The organism is Pseudomonas sp. TZ252 (assembly GCF_056110345.1).
Map to the genome: position 1 here is coordinate 3939676 of NZ_CM148566.1, position 20242 is coordinate 3959917.

Below are 20242 nucleotides of genomic sequence, written 5' to 3' on the forward strand. Positions count from 1 at the left end.
TCAGGCCCTGACCAGATGGCCGGCATCGAAGCGCCAGGCGGCTTCCACCGCGTCGCCCACCTCGAAGAACTTGGCTCGGCCGGGCGTGGCGTTGGGCAGCAGGGTTTCCAGGCGCTCGCCGTTCTCCAGCTCGACGATGTACAGGGTCACGTCGCCCAGGTAGAGCAGTTCGGCGACGCGACCGCGGAAGTGCACCTCGTCGCTGTCGGCGGTGACGCTCTGCGCCAGGCGGATCTTCTCCGGCCGCAGGGTCAGCACGCAGGCCTCGCCGGGCTGGGCGTCGAAGGATTTCAGCGCCTGGACCTCGCCCAGGCCCCTGAGGTCGATGCGCACGCGTTCGCCGTCGACCGCCTCGACCGTGGCGTCGAGCAGGTTGCACTGGCCGATGAAGTCGGCGACGAAACGACTGCGCGGGAAGCTGTAGATGGTTTCCGGGGCGTCCAGTTGCTCCACCCGGCCCTGGTTCATCACCGCGATGCGGTGCGACAGCGCCAGGGCTTCGCCCTGATCGTGGGTGACATAGACAAAGGTGATGCCGACGTCCTTCTGCAGGTTGATCAGTTCGATCTGCATTTCTTCGCGCAGCTTGGCGTCCAGCGCCGACAGCGGTTCGTCGAGCAGCAGCAGGCGCGGCCGGTTGACCAGCGCGCGGGCGATCGCCACGCGCTGGCGCTGGCCGCCGGAAAGCTGTGTCGGCATGCGCCCGCCCTTGTCCGCCAGGCGCACGTCCTTCAGGGCCTGTTCGACGCGGGCGTCGATCTCGCTCTTCGCCACTCCGGCCATCTTCAGCGGGAAGGCGATGTTCTGCGCCACGCTCATGTGCGGGAACAGCGCGTAGCTCTGGAACACCGTATGCACCGGGCGCTTCTCCGGCTCGACGCCGGCGAGGTCCTGGCCGTTGAGGCGGATCTCGCCGCTGTCCGGCTGGTCGAAGCCGGCGAGCATGCGCAGGAGGGTGGTCTTGCCGCACCCGGAAGGGCCGAGGAGGGTGAAGAATTCGCCGGTGTTGATCGTCAGGCTGACATTGTCGACGGCGGTGAAGTCGCCGAAGCGGCGGGTCACGTTGCGGATCTCGAGCAAGGGGGGCGTCACTCGTCTGGAGAGGCAGTAAGGTCAGCGGGCGGAGCCGGCTGCCCGGTGTCGAAAAAGGGGGCGGATTATAGGGATCGCATCCCGCTCTAACTAGACGTCTGAGGCCCCTGTGAGGAATTTTTTTTCGCGGCCTCGGACGTTGTCCGACAAAGCAGGAGCCACGCGGGCTCTGATAGAATTTCGCGGTCGCTTTCCAGCCCGTTTCCTCGAGTCTTCGATGTTCCTTCGCCCGTCCTTTCCGTATCGGGAGCCTGCCCGATGAGCCATGCCGTTTCCCGCTTGCGCCAGGAGCGCCTGGCGCGCAGCCTGAAACCCTTCGTCGCGCGCGGTTCGCGCATGCCGCGCTGCGAAGGCTGTCGGCTGCTGCCGAGCTATTGCATGTGCGCCTGGCGGCCGCGGGTCGAGGCGCGCGCCGGCATGTGCCTGGTCATGCACGACATCGAGGCGCTGAAACCGACCAACACCGGCTGGCTGATCGCCGATACCGTGGCCGACACCTTCGCCTTCGGCTGGTCGCGCACCGAGGTCGACCCGCGCTTGCTGGAGTTGCTGGCCGACCCGCAGTGGCAGCCATACCTGGTGTTCCCCGGCGAATACGTGGCGGCGGAGCGGGTGGTGAACGAGGTCGCCCCGCTGGTGGAAGGCAAGCGACCGCTGTTCATCCTGCTCGACGCGACCTGGACCGAGGCGCGCAAGATGTTCCGCAAGAGTCCCTACCTGGAGCCGTTCCCGGTGCTCAGCCTGCTGCCCGAGCAGCTCTCGCGCTATCGCCTGCGTCGCTCGACCCGTGGCGAGCACCTGTGCACCGCCGAAGTGGCGGCGCTGTGCCTGGAGCTGGCTGGCGACGAGGCCGCGGGCGAGGCGCTCGGCGCCTACCTGGAGGTGTTCAGCGAGCGCTACCTGGGCGCCAAGCGGCACATTCCGCTGGACGAGGCCAGCCCGGCGCACCGTGCCCTGGCGCCGTTCCGTGGCTGAGCGTCAGGCCGGGCGCGCTTCGGCGGCGAGCTTGCGCGGCCACAACTGCGCCACCAGCATGCCCGCCAGCATCAGCGCGCAACCGAAATAGCCGCGCAGGTGCAGGGTCTCGGCGAGGAACAGGGCGCCAGCGATGGCGGCGAACACCGCTTCCAGGGACAGGATGATCGCCGCATGGGAAGCGATGGCGTGCTTCTGCGCCACCACCTGCAGGGTGAAGCCGGTGCCGACGCCGAGCAGGCCGCCGTATAGCAGGGCGGGACCGGCCTGGACGATGGCGTCCCAGTGGATTTCCTCGAAGACCAGTGCCAGCAGCAGGCTGACCGCCGCGCAGGTGGCGAACTGCAGGAAGGCCAGGCGGATCGGGTCGTAGCGGCTGGCGAACAGGCCTACCAGCAGGACGTGCGCGCCCCAGACCACCGCGCCGGCCAGTTGCAGCCAGTCGCCGGAGGCGACCTGGAAGCCCGGGCCGATGCTCAGCAGGGCCATGCCGAGCACCGCCAGCGACGCCCCCAGCCAGGTGCCCGCGCCGGTGCGCTGGCCGAACAGCAGGCCGAGCAACGGCACGACGATCACGTAGAGCCCGGTGATGAAGCCGGAGTTGGTCACGCTGGTGAACAGCAGGCCGACCTGCTGCAGGTTGATCCCGGTGGTCAGGGCGACGCCGAGGATCACACCGGCGAGCAACTGTCCGCGATTGAAGGGTTGCGCGCCGTCGCGTCGCGAGCGCAGCATCAGCAGTGGCACCAGCACCAGGGCACCGAGGACGAAGCGCAGGCCGGTATAGAGGAACGGCCCGATGGCGTCCATCCCCAGGCGCTGGGCGACGAACGACACCCCCCAGATCATGGCGGTGATCAGCATCAGGACATCGGCACGCAGGGCTTGGCTTCGCATGGCTCGCTCGACGGGGCGGGGAGGGTCCGCCACTCTGCCAGCAAGCCGGGGTGTTTGAAAAGACGAACGCGGTGTACGAGGTATCCCTCATTCGGCTTGACCGGTCCGCCCTCGGTCGGCATCCTGAGCGCCGCCTCGGCTGGGCCGAACAAACTAGGACATGTCATGGCTTCTTACGAGATCCTGATCGCCGACGATCACCCCCTGTTTCGCAGCGCTTTGCACCAGGCCCTCACCCTCGGGCTGGGCCCCGACGTGCGCCTGGTGGAAGCCGCCAGCATCGCCGAACTGGAAGCGCGGCTGAACGAGAAGGCCGATTGGGATCTGGTCCTGCTGGACCTCAACATGCCGGGGGCCTATGGCTTCTCCGGCCTGGTGCTGTTGCGCGGGCAATACCCGCAGGTGCCGGTGGTGATGATCTCGGCACAGGAGGAGGCCGCGGTGGTGCAGCGCTCCCGCGAGTTCGGCGCCAGCGGCTTCATTCCCAAGTCCAGTCCGCTGGAAACCCTGCAGCAGGCGGTGCGCGCGGTGCTCGACGGGGACACCTGGTGGCCGCCGCAGGATGCCGCCGCCGAAGCCCTCAGCGAGGAGGCCAAGGCCGCCAGCGCCGGGCTCGCCAGCCTCACCCCGCAACAATTCAGGGTACTCACCATGGTCTGCGAAGGGTTGCTGAACAAGCAGATCGCCTACGACCTGAACGTTTCCGAGGCGACGGTGAAGGCCCACGTCACGGCGATCTTCCGCAAGCTCAACGTGCGCACCCGGACCCAGGCCGCGCTGCTGCTGCAACAAATGGAGACGGTTCCCGCTTCTCATTGAGAGACGGCTTAACGCTTTTTTGACCAGCCGGCGGCTAGACTGCCGGCCTTCCGAATCGATGAGAACCCGACGTGTCGCCTTCCCCCTTCAAAGGCCAGACCGGCCTCAAGCGTATCCTCAACGCCACCGGCTATTCCCTCGCAGGTTTCCTCGCCGCCTTCCGCGGTGAAGCCGCCTTCCGCCAACTGGTGCTGCTCAACGTGGTGCTGATCCCGGTGGCCTTCCTCCTCGACGTCAGTCGCGGCGAACGCGCGCTGATGATCGCGGTGTGCCTGCTGGCGCTGATCGTCGAGCTGCTCAACTCGGCGATCGAGGCCACCGTCGACCGCGTCTCGCTGGAACGCCACCCTCTGTCGAAGAATGCCAAGGACATGGGCAGCGCCGCGCAGTTCGTGGCCCTCACCGTGATCACCGTGACCTGGGCGACCATCCTGCTGGGCTGATCTACGCGGACATGAAAAAGCCGGAGGCAGCGATGCCTCCGGCTTTTTCTTGCGTGCGAGGGCGGCGGCTCAGGCCGCCGCGTCGAAGCTGTCGGCCCGCGCCATGTTCCACATGCGCTCGTAGAACTCGCCCTCGATCTTGCCGGAAAGCAGTTCGCCCGGCTTGAGGAAGTAGTGCAGCTGCGAGAACAGGCGGATCTCGGTGTCGGTGATGCGTCGCACCAGGTGCTTGGCTTCGAGCTGCGAGGGATGTTCCAGGCCCGCCGCGGCGAGCATCTCGGCCAGGCCCTTGAGGGTGTTGCGATGGAAGTTGCGCACCCGCTCGGCCTTGTCCGGCACCACCAGCGCGCGCTGGCGCAGCGGGTCCTGGGTGGCGACGCCGGTCGGGCACTTGTTGGTATGGCAGCTCTGCGACTGGATGCAGCCGATGGCGAACATGAAGCCGCGCGCCGAGTTGGCCCAATCCGCGCCGGTGGCCAGGACGCTGGCGATATCGAAGGCGCTGACGATCTTGCCGCTGGCGCCGACCTTGATCTTGTCGCGCAGGTTGAGGCCGACCAGGGTGTTGTGGACGAACAGCAGGCCTTCGCGCAGCGGCACGCCGATATGGTCGGTGAACTCCAGCGGCGCCGCGCCGGTGCCGCCTTCCTTGCCGTCGACGACGATGAAGTCGGGGAGGATGCCGGTCTCCAGCATGGCCTTGGCGATGCCCATGAACTCCCATGGATGGCCCAGGCAGAACTTGAAGCCGACCGGCTTGCCGCCGGACAGTTCGCGCAGCTGGGCGATGAACTGCATCAGCTCGATCGGCGTGGAGAAGGCGCTGTGGCGCGACGGCGAAACGCAATCCTCACCCATCGGCACGCCACGGGTGGCGGCGATCTCGGGGGTGACCTTGTGCTTGGGCAGGATACCGCCGTGTCCCGGCTTGGCGCCCTGGCTGAGCTTGATCTCGATCATCTTCACCTGCGGGTCGAGGGCCTGGGCGGCGAAGCGCTCAGGGTCGAACTTGCCATCGCGGGTGCGGCACCCGAAGTAGCCGCTGCCCAGTTCCCAGACCAGGTCGCCGCCGTTCTCGCGGTGATAGGGACTGATGCTGCCCTCGCCGGTGTCGTGGTAGAAGTTGCCCATCTGCGCGCCACGGTTCAGCGAGCGAATGGCGTTGGCGCTGAGGGCGCCGAAACTCATCGCCGAGACGTTGAACAGCGAAGCGGAGTACGGCTTGCTGCATTGTGGCCCGCCGATGTCGACGCGGAACTCGCAGGGATCGCTGAGCGGCGCCGGACGCATCGAGTGGCTGATGAATTCGTAGCCGGCGGTGTACACGTCGATCAGGGTGCCGAAGGGCTTCTCCGAGCTTTCGTTCTTCGCCCGCGAGTAGACCAGCGAGCGCTGGGCGCGGGAGAAGGGCAGGGCGTCGCCGTCGGCTTCCAGCAGGTACTGGCGGATCTCCGGGCGGATGCCTTCCACCAGATAGCGGATGTTGCCCAGGATCGGATAGTTGCGGCGCACCGCGTGGGGCGTCTGGATCAGGTCGAACAGGCCGAGCAGGCTCAGGGCCACGCCCAGTAGGGTGAACGGCCAGAGCCATTCGGTGCTGCCGAGGAACGGCAGGCTGACCAAGGTGAACAGGGCGATACAGGCGAAAAACGCATAGCGACTGAGTAGCGACAGATTCATCATGTCTCCAATCTTCAGGCTTCGGTTCAAAATGGTAGTCACCTTCTTCGAGGCGTCTACGACGGGTTCCCCCCGCGCTAACCAAGCGCTGATTATGGGAAACAAACGGGGATAGAAAGCAAGCTAATAATTGTGTCTGGATGGTCGAGCAGCCGAATGGTCGCCGGGAACTCTTTCCGGAGTTGCGAATTATTCTTATCGGAGTAATATGTAACTATATAACATTATGTAGGAGGCATCCCCATGAAACCCGGCATCCATCCCGAATACCGTCCCGTCCTGTTCCATGACACCTCGGCCGACGTGTACTTCCTGATCGGCTCCACCGCGGAGACCGACAAGACCCATACCCATACCGACGGCAAGACCTATCCCTACGTGACGCTGGACGTTTCCAGCGCCTCGCACCCGGTCTACACCGGCGAACAGCGCAAGACCAAGAGCGAAGGCCGCGTGGCCGGGTTCAACAAGCGTTTCGCCGGCTTCGTCGGCGGCAAGGGGGCCTGATGAAAGTCCTCGCCTCGCTGAAACAGGCCAAGCTGCGCCATCGCGATTGCCAGGTGGTGAAGCGCCGTGGCCGGCTCTACGTGATCTGCAAGTCGAATCCGCGCTTCAAGTGCGTGCAGGGCCGGCCGAAGCCGAAGATCAAGCGCCGCTGAGCGGCGACGGGACGGTCGCCCGTCCCGTCAGCCCTGGGCCTGGAGGAACAGGCCGAACAGCTCGGACTGCGACTTGATGCCGAGCTTGCCGTACATGTGCTTGCGGTGGACCTTCACGGTTTCCGCCGAGATCGCCAGCTTGCGGGCGATCTCCTTGCTCGAGCAGCCGCTGAGCATCAGCCTGCCGACCTCCAGTTCGCGCGCCGTCAGCGGCGTGCCCATCTGCTCCGCGACCTTCTCCAGCGAACCCTGCCAGCCCGGCTCCGGCGCCGCGGGGCTGTTCAACACTTCGTCCTCGAAGGCCAGGCGCTGGCGCATCAGCCCGGCCACCCAGGGCCGCACCAGGCCGAGCACGGCGAGTTGCTCGGGGGTGAAGCGGCGCCGCGAGCCGAGCGACAGGCAGAGGGTGCGTTCGCCGGAGAGCTGGACGTTGATCTGGATTTCATCGGCCACCACGTTGAGGCGGAAGTAACGCTGGTAGTAATCGGTCTGCTCGAAGCATTCCGGTGCCACGTCGGCCAGACGGAACAGGCCGCTGCACGGGTTCTCGCGGCTGGCGATGTAGAACGGGTCGAGCAGGTAGAGGCCTCGCAGGTAGTCCTGGAAGAGCGGGTCCGGCCCGCCGTCGGCGCCCGGGCATTCGGCGAACACCTGTGGCCGGCCCTGGCTGAACAGCAGGGCCACCCAGCTGTCGAACGGAACGTACTGTTCGAGCAGGCGTACCAGGCGAATCCAGAAGTCCGGCGCATCCAGCGCCTCGACCAGTTGCCCGACGGAGCGGTGCCAGGCGATGTCCTGCAAGGTGAAACTCATCTTCTACCCCTGTTGGGTTAACCCTCGGACGTAATTATCGGCGCGGGGAACGCCAAGCATACTGTGCCGACCCCTGCATACGAACAGCGCGCGTGCCGAACAGCGCCGAGAACAACAAGGAATTCCGATGAAAGTCGAACTCGTCCAGATCGCCGGTCGCGATGGTGACACCGCGCACAACCTGGAACGCGCCCTGGCGGCCATCGCCGACTGTGCGGCGGACACCGAACTGGTGGTGTTCCCGGAAACCCACCTGACCGGCTTCCCCAGCGAAGACAACATCGCCGCCCTCGCCGAGCCGCTCGACGGCCCGACGGTCAGCGCGGTGCAGCGCGTCGCCCGTGAACGTAACGTTTCGGTGGCGATCGGCATCGCCGAGGCGGACGCCGGCCGCTATTACAACACCACCCTGCTGATCGCTCCCGACGGCATCGCCCTGAAATACCGCAAGACCCACCTGTGGGCCTCCGACCGCGGCATCTTCACGCCTGGCGACCGCTACGCCACCGCCCTGTGGAACGGCATCCGGGTCGGCCTGCTGGTGTGCTTCGACATCGAGTTCCCGGAAAGCGCGCGGGCCCTCGGCCAACTGGGTGCGGAACTGATCATCGTGACCAATGGCAACATGGACCCCTATGGCCCGACCCATCGCACTGCGATCATGGCCCGCGCCATGGAAAACCAGGCCTACGCGGTGATGGTCAACCGCGTCGGGCATGGCGACGGCGGGCTGGTCTTCGCCGGCGGCAGCGCGGTGGTCGATCCCTATGGCCAGTTGCTCTGCGAGGCCGGGCGCGAAGAATGCCGGCAGATCGTCGAACTGGACCTCGGCCGGTTGCAGGATGCGCGTCGGGATTACCGTTACCTCGAAGAGCGTCGCCTGGTCCTGCCCGGCGAGCGCCGCGAGCACCCGGACGGCCTGCGCGAGCTGCTGATTCCCTGATTCACCGCGGCGCGACAGGAGCGTCGCGTCGTCCTCCGCCCGCCAGCGAGCGGGCGAGGATCGGCCCGGAAAGCCGTAGCACAACGATGGGCGCCCGAGCGTCCGCCGGTCTCCCAGGTGAGGGGAGGCCCCTGCGCCCCGCGGCCCGGCCGGCTGCGGGCCACTGCCATAACAAACGATAATTCCGGAGTAAGCAGTAATGGCCAGACTCAAGCGCACCCTGTCGCTGGGTTCCGTGGTGCTGTTCGGCATCGCCTACATGACCCCCATCATCGTCCTCGGGACTTTCGGCATCCTCGCCGAGACCACCCAGGGACACGTTCCCGCCGCCTACATCGCCGCTTCCCTGGCGATGCTCTTCACCGCCCTCAGCTACGGGCGCATGGCCGCGGCCTTCCCCGTGGCCGGCTCGGCCTATACCTACGTGCGCAAGGCCATCGATTCCCGGCTCGGCTTCATCGCCGGCTGGGCGGTGCTGCTCGACTACCTGTTCCTGCCGATGGCGATCTGGCTGATCGGTGCCGCCTACCTGCACTCGGCCTTTCCCGCGGTACCCAACGCGGTCTGGGTGCTGGCGTTCATCGGCGTGACCACGACGATCAACATCGTCGGCCTGCGCCTGGCGAAGAACGTCAATGGCCTGCTGATGCTGGTGCAGTTCCTGGTCCTCGGCGCCTTCGTCGCGCTCTGCGCGCACTACGTGCTGGGCGACCCGGGCAAGCCGTTATGGTCGCTGCAACCGTTGCTCGGTGGCGACCTGCAGGTACCGCTGGTGATGAGCGGTGCGGCGATCGCCTGCTACTCGTTCCTCGGTTTCGACGCGGTCAGCACCCTGACCGAGGAAACCCGCGACCCGCGGCGCAACATCCCGCGGGCGATCCTGCTGATCACCCTGCTGGGCGGGTTGATCTTCATCGTCACCTCGTACTTCGTGCAACTGGCGCACCCGTCGTTCGCCTTCGACAGCGCGGACTCGGCGGCCTACGAGATCGCCCGCAACATCGGTGGCGACCTGTTCGTGACCTTCTTCCTGGTCGGCCTGATCGTCGGCCAGTTCACCTCCGGTCTCTCGGCCCAGGCCAGCGCCTCGCGCCTGCTCTTCGCCATGGGCCGCGACGGCGTCCTTCCGCGGCCGTTCTTCGGTCGTCTCGGCAAGCGCTTCGAGACGCCGGTGAACAGCATCGTCCTGTGCGGTGTGGTGGCCTTGCTGGCGCTACAGATGGACGTGACCACCTCCACCTCGTTCATCAACTTCGGCGCCTTCCTCGCCTTCAGCCTGGTCAACCTGTCGGTGGTCTTCCACTACTACCTTGGCGCCGAGCGCCGCGGTCCACGGGAAACCCTGTTGTTCCTGGTATTCCCTGGCATCGGCCTGGTCGCCGACCTGTGGTTGATGGCCAGCCTCGACCATCTGGCGATCATCCTCGGCCTCTGCTGGCTGGCGCTGGGCGCGGTGTACCTGGCGGCGATCACCCACGGTTTCCGCGAGCCGCCGCCGGAGATGCGTTTCGAGGAGGGCTGAGAGGAATCGACGCCCGTTTCGCGGCGGCAAGGCGCAGGCTCCTGGCCTAGAGTGGCTATCCATCGCCTCCCTGGTTCCGGAGCCGGCCATGTCCGACGCAGCGTTGTTCCTTCCCCTTCCCGATGACGACACCCTGTATGCCGCGCTGTTGGCGCGCGACCCCGCCTACGATGGCTTCGCCTTCGTCGGGGTGAAGAGCACCGGGGTGTTCTGCCGCCTGACCTGCCCGGCGCGCAAGCCGAAGCGCGAGAACACCCTGTTCTTCGATTCGATCAAGGGCTGCGTCGAGGCCGGCTTCCGACCCTGCCTGCGTTGCCGGCCGCTGGAGCGGCTCGGCACGCAGGGGCCGCTGGTCAGCGACCTGCTCCAGCGCCTCGGTCGGCAACCGCAGCGGCGCTGGTTCGAAGACGACCTGGCGGCGCTGGGCTATGACCCGTCCACCGTGCGCCGTGCCTTCAAGCGCGAGTTCGGCGTGACCTTTCTGGAAATGGCTCGCTTGCGCCGTCTTGGCCAGGTCGCCGAGCGGCTGTCCTCGGGCGCGCGGGTGATCGACGCGCAACTGGATGCCAGCTTCGACTCCGACAGCGGCTTCCGTAGCGCCTTCGCGCGCCTGCTGGGCGAGCCGCCGTCGCAGTTGCGCGGGCGCGAGCTGCTCAAGGCGGACTGGCTGCAGACCCCGCTCGGCGCCATGCTCGCGGTGGCCGATGCGCAGGCCCTGCACCTGCTGGAGTTCTTCGACCGCCCGGCGTTGAGCGGGGAGCTGAAACGCCTGCAGAAGAGCAGCGGATCGAGCATCGGTTTCGGCCGTTTCGCCTCCATCGACAGGATCGAGGCGGAACTCGCCGACTTCTTCGGCGGTACTCCAGTGCGCTTCCAGACCCCGTTGGCGCTGAACGCCTCGGCCTTCACCCGCACGGTCTGGCAGGCGCTGCGCGAGGTACCGTGCGGCAGCACGCAGAGCTACGCCGGGCTGGCCAGGTCCATCGGCTCGCCGTCGTCGGTGCGCGCCGTGGCCCGCGCCAACGGAGCCAACCAGATCGCCATCGTGATTCCCTGCCACCGCGTCATCGGTTCGGACGGTTCCCTGACCGGCTATGGCGGTGGCCTGTGGCGCAAGCGCTGGTTGCTGGAGCACGAGCGGCGCATGGGCGCTGCCGGCTAGCCGGGATCGCCGCCCAGAAGCCGGGCGGGGGCGCGCAACACCGGTTCCCGCTCGACCGCTGCGGGCCGCTGCAAGTCCTCGGCGTCGGCGCGCTCGGCGGTCGACAGGTCGCTGGCGTGGAACCCGGTGATCCGCAACAGGGCCAGGGTACAGGCCAGCGAGACCAGCGCGTAGCAGGCCGAGGCCAGGGCCACGCCGACGATGCTGCCGGTACTGTTGAGAATCCACTGGGCCAGTACCGGCGTACCGCCGCCGACCAGCAGCGAGCAGAGCTGGTAGGCCAGCGACAGGCCGGTGTAGCGCACCCGCGCCGGGAAGGCTCGGGCGAGGATACCGCCCACCGCGCCGTAGAACATCGCGTGCGGCACCGTGGCCAGGCACATGCCGACCGCGGCGATCCAGTAGACCTTGGTTTCCACGGCGAAGAACATCGCCGGCATCAGGATGAACTCCGGCAGCACCATCAGGCATGCCGCCTTGCGCATGTCGATGCGCGAAGTGAGCAGCGCCCCCAGCGGCTGGCTGAGGAACTGCACCACCAGCGCGACCACGATGATGCTGAGGAAGGTGCCCTGGCTGTAGCCGAGGGTCTTGGTCGCCCAGGAGAGGGCGAAGGTGCTCTTGAAGTAGGTGACGTGGATGATCGGCAGCACGCCGGCGCCGAGCAGGACGATCTTCCAGTGCTTGCCCAGCACCTCGGCGAGCGGCAGCTTCACCGTGCGCTTCTGCGCCAGCACACGCTTCATGTCTTCCGACTCCTCCAGCTTCAGGCGGATCACCATGCCGACGATGACCAGCACCGCAGAGAGCAGGAACGGCGCGCGCCAGCCCCAGAGAATGAAGTCCGAGGCGGGCAGGGCGCTGAGGGCGAAGAACGCCAGGGTCGCCAGCAGGTTGCCGGTGGGCGAGCCCTGCTGGGCGAAGGCGGCGTACAGGATGCCCTTGCCCTTGGGCGCGCTTTCGCTGGCGATCAGGATCGCGCCGCCCCACTCGCCGCCGACCGCGATGCCCTGGACGATACGCAGCGCCACCAGGGAGATCGGTGCCCAGATGCCGATCTGCGTATAGACCGGCAACAGGCCGATGCAGGTCGTGGCGATGCCCATCATGATCAGGGTGATCACCAGGGTGGTCTTGCGGCCGATGCGGTCGCCGAGATGGCCGAAGATGATCCCGCCCAGCGGGCGGGCGATGAAACCCGACCAGAGGGTGACGAAGGACAGCAGGGTGGCCAGGCCCGGATCCATGTTGGCGGGGAAGAATACCTTGCCGAACACCAGGGCGGCGGCCAGGCCGTAGATGTAGAAGTCGTACCACTCGATGGTGGTGCCGATGAAGGAGGCGATACCGGCCCTGCGGGCTTTCTTGTGCAGGTCGGCGTCTTCGGGAGAGGGCGAGCGCGGCATGGGTCGAGTCCTGTTTATTGTTGTTCTCGCCGACACGCCGCGCCCTACCGCCCTTCGCTGAAAGGCGGGGCGGAAACGCTGGTTTCCGTGGATGGAGAGCGTGCGTCGGTGTTGACCCGGGTGCCTCGGAGTCTAGGTGGCACCCCCGCAAATCAATAGTCTTTTAATCTTATGGCTCGATAAGGGATTCCATATCGACGTTTTCCGTCAGCCCTCGCTCAGGCGTCGTCCAGGCCGCTCTTCAGCGTCGCCAGGAACGCCTGCGCCGCCCGGGAAGGTTCGCTGGCCGGAAGGATCGCGTGGATCTCCGAACGCGCGCCGGCCGGCTCGATCTCCAGGTAGCGCACCTCGTTCCGCCAGGCCAGGCAGAGGGTTTCCGGGATCAGCGCCACGCCCATGCCGAGACCGACCATGGCGGCGACGGTCTGCCACAGGCGCGCCTCGTGGCGGATGCGCGGGCTGAAGCCGGCGTCCACGCAGCGGGCGATGATCAGGTCGTGGTAGTGCGGGGAGACATGGCGCGGGAAGAGGATGAAGTCTTCGTCGCGCAGTTCGGCGAGGTCCAGACGCGCCTGGCCAGCCAGGCGGTGCCCGGCGGGCAGGCAGCAGAGGAACGGGTCGCTGATCAAGGGTTCGGAGACGATTTCCGCCGGCAGCCTGCCCCAGTGCACGAAGCCCAGGTCGATCTGCCCGCGCTGCAACGCCTGGGCCTGCTCCGCGCTGTTCATTTCGCCGAGCACCACCTCCATGTTCGGGTGCTCCCGTTCGAAACGGGACATGGCCCTGGGCAGGCCGCGGTAGAGCATGGAGTTGACGAAGCCGACGCGCAGTTGGCCGACGTCGCCCTCGGCGGATAGCTGGGTCAGGCGTTTCACCTTCTCTGCCTGCAGCAGCAGGTTGCGCGCTTCCACCAGCAGGACCTGGCCGGCGCCGGTGAGCTTCACCGACTTGTTGTTGCGCAGCAGCAATTGGGTTCCGAGCTGTTCCTCCAGCTTCTTGATGTCGAAGCTCAGCGCCGGCTGGGAGATGAACAGGCGAGCCGCGGCGCGACCGAAATGCAGTTCCTCGGCGACCGCGATGAAGTAGCGAAGCTGTCTGAGATCCATGGCAGGCACCTGGTTCTACGATCTGTTTTTCTTATCGTCGATGATTTTTTTTGTATTGGATGCTTATCGAAGCACTCGCCTAGTCTCGGCGCAAGACAAGCAGGAGCCGCGCCATGACCGCCATGCCCGAAGTACTTCGCGAAGATACGCTGAACATCCCCGACAGCCGTGGGCTGAATCTCTACACCTGCGATCCGGCCCTGGAGCGGCTGCTGGAGGTATACCTGCCGCCGGCGTTGCTCGCCGAATGGCGGCCGCTCCTCGAACGGCTCGGCGCCCGTGCCGGCGGCGAGCTGGACGTGCTGGCGCTGGCGGCGGACAAGAACCCGCCGGTGCTGGCGCCGCGCACCCGCCGCGGCGAGGATTTGCAGAGCATTCGCAAGCATCCGGACTACGTCGCCCTCGAACGGGTGGCCTATGCCGAACTTGGCCTGGCTTCCATGAGCCATCGCCCGGACGGCCCGCCGCCGCTGGTGAAGTATGCGCTCACCCACCTGTTCGTACAGGCCGAGTTCGGCCTTTGCTGCCCGGTCAGCATGACCGACTCGCTGACCCGCACCCTGCGCAGGTTCGGCGCGCCAGAACTGGTCGAGCGCTACCTGCCGTCCCTCGCCTCGCGGGATTTCGACGAGCTGTTCCAGGGCGCCATGTTCATGACCGAGCAGGCCGCCGGCTCCGACGTGGCGCGGACCCGTACCGTGGCGCGGGAGCAGGGCGGCGAGTGGAAGCTCTACGGCGACAAGTGGTTCTGCTCCAACCCGGACGCCGACCTGGCGATGGTCCTGGCCCGCCCCGAAGGCGCGGCGGAAGGAATGAAGGGCGTGACCCTGTTCCTGTTGCCGAAGGTCCGCGAGGACGGCACGCGCAACGCCTATCGCATCGTCCGCCTGAAGGACAAGCTGGGCAGCCGCTCCATGGCCAGCGGCGAAGTCCGCCTGGAAGGCGCCAGCGCCTACCTGATCGGCGAGATCGGCCGCGGCTTCCAGCAGATGGCCGACATGGTCAACATGTCGCGCCTGTCCAACGGCGTGCGCGCCGCCGGGCTGATGCGCCGGGCGCTGAGCGAGGCGCTGTTCGTCGCCCGCCATCGGCGCGCCTTCGGCAAGCACCTGATCGATATGCCGCTGATGCAGAAGCAGTTGCTGAAGATGATGCTGCCCACCGAACAGGCGCGCTCGATGTTCATGCAGATCGCCACGCTGCTGCCGCGCGCCGATGGCGGCGAGGTCGAGGCGCAGAAATGCGTGCGGATCCTCACCCCGCTGATCAAGTTCCGCGCCTGCCGCGATGCGCGACGGGTCACCGGCGACGCCATGGAGGTGCGCGGCGGGGTCGGCTACATCGAGGAGTGGAGCGACCCGCGGCTGGTGCGCGACGCCCACCTGGGGTCGATCTGGGAGGGCACCAGCAACATCGTGGCGCTGGACGTCGCCCGTGCGGTGAGCCGCGAACAGGCGCTCGAACCCTTGCAGCGCCACCTGCGCCGGCTGCTGGATGACAGCGATCTGCCAGGGGACGCCCGCGACCTCTTCGACGAACTGCTGGTGCGAGTGGTCGCGACCATGGCCGACGTCGCCGAGCGCCGCCAGGATGAACAGGTGCGCCAGGCCGGCAGCGCCCTCTACCACCTGTGCACGGCGATCTTCATGGCCTGGGAAGCCAGCCGCCAGGCACCCGACCAGCGCCGCCTGGCCCTGGCCTTCCTGGTCGCCCGGCACAAGCTGCTGCCGCGCGACCCGCTGCACCTGGAGGGCTGGACCGACCAGGCCGAACTGCTGGCCAGGGTGGTCGGCGAGGTGCCGCTGAGCCAGGCCGAAGCCATGCAATTGCTGCCGGCCTGATTGCCCGCATTCCCGCTCACAACAACCAGAGAGTCGCCATGACCAATCAGACGGGCGCCCTGCGTGGCCTGAAAATCATCGATCTCAGCCGGGTCCTCGGCGGACCCTACTGCTCCCAGGCGCTGGCCGACCACGGCGCCGAGGTGATCAAGCTGGAACCCCTCGGCGGCGACGAGACCCGTGGCTGGGGGCCGCCCTTCGAGGGCGACACGGCGTCCTACTTCAAGGGCGTGAACCGCAACAAGAAGGGCATCGCCGTCGACCTGGCGACGGCGGAGGGCATCGAGCTGCTGCTGCGCTTGCTGGAGGACGCCGACGTACTGCTGGAGAACTTCAAGCCCGGCACCCTGGCGCGCTGGGGGATCGGCTACGAGGAGGTGCTTCGCCAGCGCTTCCCGCGGCTGGTCCACTGCGCGGTATCGGGCTTCGGCGCCGACGGCCCGCTCGGCGGCCTGCCCGGCTACGACGCGGCGATCCAGGCGATGGCCGGACTGATGAGCGTGAACGGCGAGGCCGGCGGCGAGGCGTTGCGCATCGGCCTGCCGATCGTCGACATGGTCACCGGGCTGAACGCCATGGCCGGCATCCTCCTCGCCCTCCACGAGCGACAGGTCAGCGGGCGCGGGCAGTCGGTGGACATCGCCCTGTACGACTGCGGTATCTCCCTGCTGCACCCGCACCTGCCGAACTACTTCGCTTCCGGACGTACGCCCCGGCGTAGCGGCAACGCCCACCCGAACATCGCGCCCTACGACAGCTACCGCACCGGTACCGAGCCGATCTTCCTCGCCGTCGGCAACGACCGCCAGTTCGCCCGCCTGTGCGAGTACCTGGGAGCGGATGAACTGCCGGGGGACCCGCGCTTCGCCGACAACGGCAAGCGCTCGGTCAACCGCGAGGCGCTGAAGCGCGCCCTGGAGGACTACCTGGCGGCCCACGACGGCCGTGAGCTGGCCGAGCGGCTGATCCGTCTCGGCGTGCCCTGCGGAGCCATCGCCACGGTGGAGCGGGTGGTGGAGCACCCGCACACCCGCCATCGCGGGATGGTCGTCGAACTCGAGGGCTATCGCGGCATCGCCTCGCCGGTGAAGCTTTCGCGCACCCCGGCCAGCTACCGCGCCGCGCCGCCGGTGCTGGGCGGAGACACCCGGGAAGTCCTGGCGGAACTGGGATTGAGCGCCGAGGCGATCGACGCGCTGGTCCGGCGCGGCATCGTCCGCGCCTGAAACCCCTCACGGCACGGCCTGCGCCGTGCAACTCAATCCCCGGGCAATTGGAGATGGCCATGGATTCCTCCCCTGGGGCGGTGCGCCCCGAACTCGTGCTGCTGGAGCGGCCGGAGCAGGGCGTGGCCCTGTTGCGACTGAACCGCCCGGCAGTGCTCAACGCCCTGAACATGCGCCTGCGCGAGGCTCTGGCGGAGCACGTACGGCGCCTCGACGAGTGCGCCGATACCCGGGTCATCGTCCTCACCGGAAATGGCGCGGCGTTCGCCGCCGGCGCCGATCTCAACGAACTGGCGGAGGCGTCCGTGCTGGAGATCCAGCAGCGCGGGGTGGAGCGCCACTGGCAGGCCCTCGCCGCCTGCCGCAAACCGCTGATCGCCGCCGTGGAGGGCCATGCCCTGGGTGGAGGCTGCGAGTTGGCGATGCACTGCGACCTGATCGTCGCCGGTGCCTCGGCGCGCTTCGCCCAGCCGGAAGTTCGTGTCGGCGTGATGCCCGGCGCCGGCGGCACCCAGCGCCTGGTGCGAGCGGTGGGCAAGTTCCAGGCGCTGCGCATGCTGTTTACCGGTTGCACGGTACGGGCGCCGGAGGCCCTGGCCATAGGGTTGGTCAGCGAGGTGGCGGCGGATGGCCAGGCATTGGATCGCGCCCTCGAACTGGCTCGCCAGATCGCCGGCCTGCCGCCGCTGGCGCTGGCGCAGATCAAGGAAGTGGTCCTGGCCGGCGCCGACCTGCCGCTGGACCAGGCCCTGGCGCTGGAGCGCAAGGCCTTCCAGTTGCTGTTCGACAGCCACGACCAGAAGGAGGGCATGCGTGCCTTCCTGGAAAAACGCACAGCGGAGTACCTGGGAAAATGAGCGAACCACCGATCGTTCTCATCGGTATCGTCGGTACCGGTGCCATGGGCCAGGGCATCGCCCAGCTCGCTGCCTGTGCCGGCCTGTTGGTGCTGCTCTACGACAGCCGCCAGGGTGCGGCGCTGCAAGCACGCGAGCAGATCGCCACGGTCCTTGCCCGGCAGGTGGAGCGGGGCCGGCTGGAGGCGGAGGCTGTCGAGCGCGCGATGGGCAATCTGCGGGTGGTCGAGGACATGCGGGTCCTACGCGGCTGCCAGTTGGTGATCGAGGCGATCGTTGAGAACCTGGAGGCCAAGCAGGCGTTGTTCCGCCAATTGGAAGAGGTGGTCGGCGACGAAGCGATCCTCGCCAGCAATACCTCCTCGCTGTCGGTTACCGCGATCGCCTCGGCCTGTCGCGATCCCGGCCGGGTCGCCGGTCTGCACTTCTTCAATCCGGTGCCGCTGATGCGTCTGGTGGAGGTGATCGACGGTCTCGCCACCCGCACCGGCATCGCCGAGCGACTGTGCGCCCTGGTGGCGACCTTCGGCCACCAGTCGGTGCGTGCCACGGACAGCCCCGGCTTCATCGTCAACCATGCCGGACGGGCCTTCGGCACCGAGGCGCTGCGTATCCTCGGCGAGGGCGTGGCGCCGGTGGCGGCGATCGACGAAGTCCTGCGCGAGGGCGCCGGCTTCCGCATGGGCCCGTTCGAGCTGTTCGACCTGGTCGGGTTGGACGTCAGCCTGCCGGTGATGGAGTCGATCTACCGGCAGTACTACGAGGAGCCGCGTTATCGTCCGCATCCCTTGCTGCGCCAGATGCTCGCCGCCGGCCGCCTGGGGCGCAAGAGCGGCCAGGGCTTCTACCGCTACGACGGCGCTGGGCAGGTGCCCGCCGCCGCCCCGGCGGTTGCGCCAGGCGCGGCGTTGCCGCCGGTGTGGCTGGGCGTCGACGACGAACATGACCGCGCGCCATTGCTGATGTTGCTACAACGTCTGGGCGCCGAGGTGGAGAGCGGCGAGCGTCCTTCCGGGGCGGCGTTGTGCCTGCTTGCGCCACTGGGCGCCGACGTCAGCGCCGCAGCGCGGCGGTTCGCCGTCGATCCGACGCGCAGCCTGGCCATCGACGTGCTGTCGGACCTGGAGCGACACCGCTGCCTGATGGCCTGCCCGGCGACCCGAGCGGAGCTGCAGCAGGCGGCTCGCACCCTGTTCGCACGGGACGGCGTGGGCGTCACGCTGATTCGCGACAGCGCCGGGTTCATCGTCCAGCGCACCCTCGCCTCGATCGTCAATCTCGCCTGCGACATCGCCCAGCAGGGTATCGCTTCGGTGGAGCACATCGACCTGGCGGTGCGCCTCGGTCTCGGCTATCCGCTGGGGCCGCTGGAGTGGGGCGACCGAATGGGTGCCGGGCGCGTGCTGCGCATCCTCGAACGCCTGCATGCGCTCAGCGGCGACCCGCGCTATCGCCCCAGCCCCTGGCTGCGCCGGCGCGCCCAACTGGGCCTTTCCCTGCGCCAGCCGGACAGCCCGTTGGCCTCCTGATCCCTTCGCGGAGAAACACACCATGCTCGATGCCTATATCTACGCCGGCCTGCGTACGCCTTTCGGCCGGCATGCCGGCGCACTCTCGACGGTGCGTCCGGACGACCTGGCCGGCCTGCTGCTGGCGCGTCTCGCGGAAACCTCCGGGTTCGCCGTCGACGACCTGGAGGATGTGATCCTCGGTTGCACCAACCAGGCCGGCGAAGACAGCCGCAACCTGGCGCGCAACGCGCTGCTCGCAGCCGGCCTGCCGGCGCGGCTGCCCGGACAGACGGTCAACCGCTTGTGTGCCAGCGGACTGTCGGCGGTGATCGACGCGGCGCGCGCGATCAGTTGCGGTGAGGGCCGGCTGTACCTGGCCGGCGGCGCCGAAAGCATGTCCCGGGCGCCGTTCGTCATGGCCAAGGCGGAGAGCGCCTTCAGCCGCACGCTGGAGGTCTTCGACAGCACCATCGGCGCGCGCTTCGCCAACCCCAGGCTGGTCGAGCGCTATGGCAACGACAGCATGCCGGAGACCGGCGACAACGTGGCCCGCGCCTTCGGCATCGCCCGCGAAGACGCCGACCGTTTCGCCGCTTCTTCCCAGGCGCGCTACCAGGCTGCGCTGGAGGAGGGCTTTTTCCTCGGCGAGATCCTTCCGGTGGAGGTGCGCGCCGGACGCAAGGGCGAGACGCGGCTGGTGGAGCGCGACGAGCATCCGCGACCGCAGGCCGACCTGGCGGCCCTGGCACGCTTGCCGGCGTTGTTCGCCGGTGGGGTAGTGACCGCCGGTAATGCGTCGGGGATCAACGACGGGGCGGCGGTAGTGCTGCTGGGCGATCGCGCGATCGGCGAGCGCGAGGGCATCCGGCCGCTGGCGCGGATCCTCGCCAGCGCCAGCGTCGGCGTGGAGCCCCGGTTGATGGGCATCGGCCCGCAGCAGGCGATCCTCCGCGCGCTGCAACGCGCCGGCATCGACCTGGACGAGGTCGGCCTGATCGAGATCAACGAAGCCTTCGCGCCGCAGGTCCTGGCCTGCCTGAAGTTGCTCGGCCTGGACTACGAGGACCCGCGGGTCAATCCCCATGGCGGCGCCATTGCCCTCGGCCATCCGCTCGGCGCCTCCGGTGCGCGCCTGGTGCTCACCGCCGCCCGCGGGCTGCAACGCATCGAGCGGCGCTACGCGGTGGTCAGCCTGTGCGTCGGGCTCGGCCAGGGCGTGGCGATGGTGATCGAGCGCTGCCGATGAGACACCGTTCCCCCTAGAAAAAGAGGCGCCCAGGCGCCCGTTCG

At 67.8% G+C, this 20242-nt stretch carries 19 protein-coding genes; 13 read left to right on the plus strand and 6 right to left on the minus strand.

What is annotated here, in order from left to right; genetic code table 11:
• Positions 1-1092, minus strand: coding sequence for an ABC transporter ATP-binding protein (locus ACYAF3_RS18235; protein WP_003119359.1), 1092 nt, complete (start codon positions 1090-1092; stop codon positions 1-3).
• 258 nt (positions 1093-1350) lie between these two features.
• Here ACYAF3_RS18235 and ACYAF3_RS18240 point away from each other — a divergent pair, with 258 nt between their 5' ends.
• The gene (locus ACYAF3_RS18240; protein WP_003098478.1) at positions 1351-2067 is read left to right on the plus strand and encodes a tRNA-uridine aminocarboxypropyltransferase; all 717 of its coding nucleotides are present in this window, start codon (positions 1351-1353) and stop codon (positions 2065-2067) included.
• A gap of 3 nt (positions 2068-2070) precedes the next feature.
• Here ACYAF3_RS18240 and ACYAF3_RS18245 read toward each other — a convergent pair whose 3' ends face one another.
• On the minus strand, positions 2071-2997 hold the full coding sequence (locus tag ACYAF3_RS18245; protein WP_003119360.1) for a DMT family transporter: 927 nt from the start codon (positions 2995-2997) through the stop codon (positions 2071-2073).
• 132 nt (positions 2998-3129) lie between these two features.
• On the opposite strand from ACYAF3_RS18245, the gene erdR reads away from it, so the two are divergent.
• Positions 3130-3783 carry a response regulator transcription factor ErdR gene (gene erdR / locus ACYAF3_RS18250; RefSeq protein ID WP_003092229.1) on the plus strand — a complete coding sequence of 218 codons (654 nt, stop codon included), beginning with the start codon at positions 3130-3132 and terminating at the stop codon, positions 3781-3783.
• A gap of 71 nt (positions 3784-3854) precedes the next feature.
• Positions 3855-4226, plus strand: a complete 372-nt coding sequence (locus ACYAF3_RS18255) for a diacylglycerol kinase (RefSeq protein WP_003092226.1) — start codon at positions 3855-3857, stop codon at positions 4224-4226.
• A 69-nt stretch (positions 4227-4295) separates the two neighbouring features.
• Here the strand turns inward: ACYAF3_RS18255 and ACYAF3_RS18260 are convergent, their stop codons facing one another.
• Positions 4296-5906 (minus strand): FMN-binding glutamate synthase family protein, encoded by a 1611-nt coding sequence (locus tag ACYAF3_RS18260; protein WP_003098476.1) that lies wholly within the window; start codon positions 5904-5906, stop codon positions 4296-4298.
• Positions 5907-6149: 243 nt separating this feature from the next.
• Here ACYAF3_RS18260 and ACYAF3_RS18265 point away from each other — a divergent pair, with 243 nt between their 5' ends.
• Together ACYAF3_RS18265 and ykgO are read left to right on the plus strand one after the other, a co-directional pair.
• Positions 6150-6413, plus strand: coding sequence for a type B 50S ribosomal protein L31 (locus ACYAF3_RS18265; protein WP_003092213.1), 264 nt, complete (start codon positions 6150-6152; stop codon positions 6411-6413).
• Complete coding sequence (gene ykgO / locus ACYAF3_RS18270) at positions 6413-6565, plus strand: type B 50S ribosomal protein L36 (RefSeq protein WP_003092209.1); 153 nt, start codon at positions 6413-6415, stop codon at positions 6563-6565. The genes ACYAF3_RS18265 and ykgO overlap by 1 nt, the downstream gene beginning before the upstream one ends.
• A gap of 27 nt (positions 6566-6592) precedes the next feature.
• Here the strand turns inward: ykgO and ACYAF3_RS18275 are convergent, their stop codons facing one another.
• Positions 6593-7378, minus strand: coding sequence for a helix-turn-helix transcriptional regulator (locus tag ACYAF3_RS18275; protein WP_003092207.1), 786 nt, complete (start codon positions 7376-7378; stop codon positions 6593-6595).
• A 127-nt stretch (positions 7379-7505) separates the two neighbouring features.
• Here ACYAF3_RS18275 and ACYAF3_RS18280 point away from each other — a divergent pair, with 127 nt between their 5' ends.
• The 3 genes from ACYAF3_RS18280 to ACYAF3_RS18290 all read left to right on the plus strand — a co-directional run bounded on the left by ACYAF3_RS18280 (position 7506) and on the right by ACYAF3_RS18290 (position 11005).
• Positions 7506-8321: a carbon-nitrogen hydrolase family protein gene (locus ACYAF3_RS18280; RefSeq protein WP_003092205.1), complete on the plus strand. Its 816-nt coding sequence runs from the start codon at positions 7506-7508 to the stop codon at positions 8319-8321.
• A gap of 199 nt (positions 8322-8520) precedes the next feature.
• On the plus strand, positions 8521-9843 hold the full coding sequence (locus ACYAF3_RS18285) for an APC family permease (protein ID WP_024928434.1): 1323 nt from the start codon (positions 8521-8523) through the stop codon (positions 9841-9843).
• An 88-nt stretch (positions 9844-9931) separates the two neighbouring features.
• A complete protein-coding gene (locus tag ACYAF3_RS18290; RefSeq protein WP_003159506.1) occupies positions 9932-11005 on the plus strand; it encodes a bifunctional transcriptional activator/DNA repair enzyme AdaA in 1074 nt (357 codons plus the stop codon).
• Here ACYAF3_RS18290 and ACYAF3_RS18295 read toward each other — a convergent pair.
• Both ACYAF3_RS18295 and ACYAF3_RS18300 read right to left on the minus strand, forming a co-directional pair.
• Entirely contained in the window at positions 11002-12411 is a 1410-nt protein-coding gene (locus tag ACYAF3_RS18295) for an MFS transporter (RefSeq protein ID WP_024928433.1), read from the minus strand. The two genes, ACYAF3_RS18290 and ACYAF3_RS18295, sit on opposite strands and share 4 nt — an antisense overlap.
• A gap of 218 nt (positions 12412-12629) precedes the next feature.
• Positions 12630-13517, minus strand: coding sequence for a LysR family transcriptional regulator (locus tag ACYAF3_RS18300; protein WP_003092195.1), 888 nt, complete (start codon positions 13515-13517; stop codon positions 12630-12632).
• A 113-nt stretch (positions 13518-13630) separates the two neighbouring features.
• Here ACYAF3_RS18300 and ACYAF3_RS18305 point away from each other — a divergent pair, with 113 nt between their 5' ends.
• From ACYAF3_RS18305 to ACYAF3_RS18325, 5 genes are read left to right on the plus strand one after another with little or no spacing between them, the layout of a single operon-like run.
• Positions 13631-15358 carry an acyl-CoA dehydrogenase family protein gene (locus ACYAF3_RS18305; protein WP_024928432.1) on the plus strand — a complete coding sequence of 576 codons (1728 nt, stop codon included), beginning with the start codon at positions 13631-13633 and terminating at the stop codon, positions 15356-15358.
• Between the two features lie 38 nt (positions 15359-15396).
• Positions 15397-16584: a CaiB/BaiF CoA transferase family protein gene (locus ACYAF3_RS18310; RefSeq protein WP_003143270.1), complete on the plus strand. Its 1188-nt coding sequence runs from the start codon at positions 15397-15399 to the stop codon at positions 16582-16584.
• A 59-nt stretch (positions 16585-16643) separates the two neighbouring features.
• Positions 16644-17441 carry an enoyl-CoA hydratase gene (locus ACYAF3_RS18315; protein WP_010793349.1) on the plus strand — a complete coding sequence of 266 codons (798 nt, stop codon included), beginning with the start codon at positions 16644-16646 and terminating at the stop codon, positions 17439-17441.
• The gene (locus tag ACYAF3_RS18320; RefSeq protein ID WP_024928430.1) at positions 17438-18970 is read left to right on the plus strand and encodes a 3-hydroxyacyl-CoA dehydrogenase; all 1533 of its coding nucleotides are present in this window, start codon (positions 17438-17440) and stop codon (positions 18968-18970) included. Before ACYAF3_RS18315 ends, ACYAF3_RS18320 begins: the two co-directional genes overlap by 4 nt.
• Positions 18971-18992: 22 nt before the next feature.
• Entirely contained in the window at positions 18993-20198 is a 1206-nt protein-coding gene (locus ACYAF3_RS18325; RefSeq protein WP_003109714.1) for a 3-oxoadipyl-CoA thiolase, read from the plus strand.
• The last annotated feature ends 44 nt before the right edge of the window (positions 20199-20242 follow it).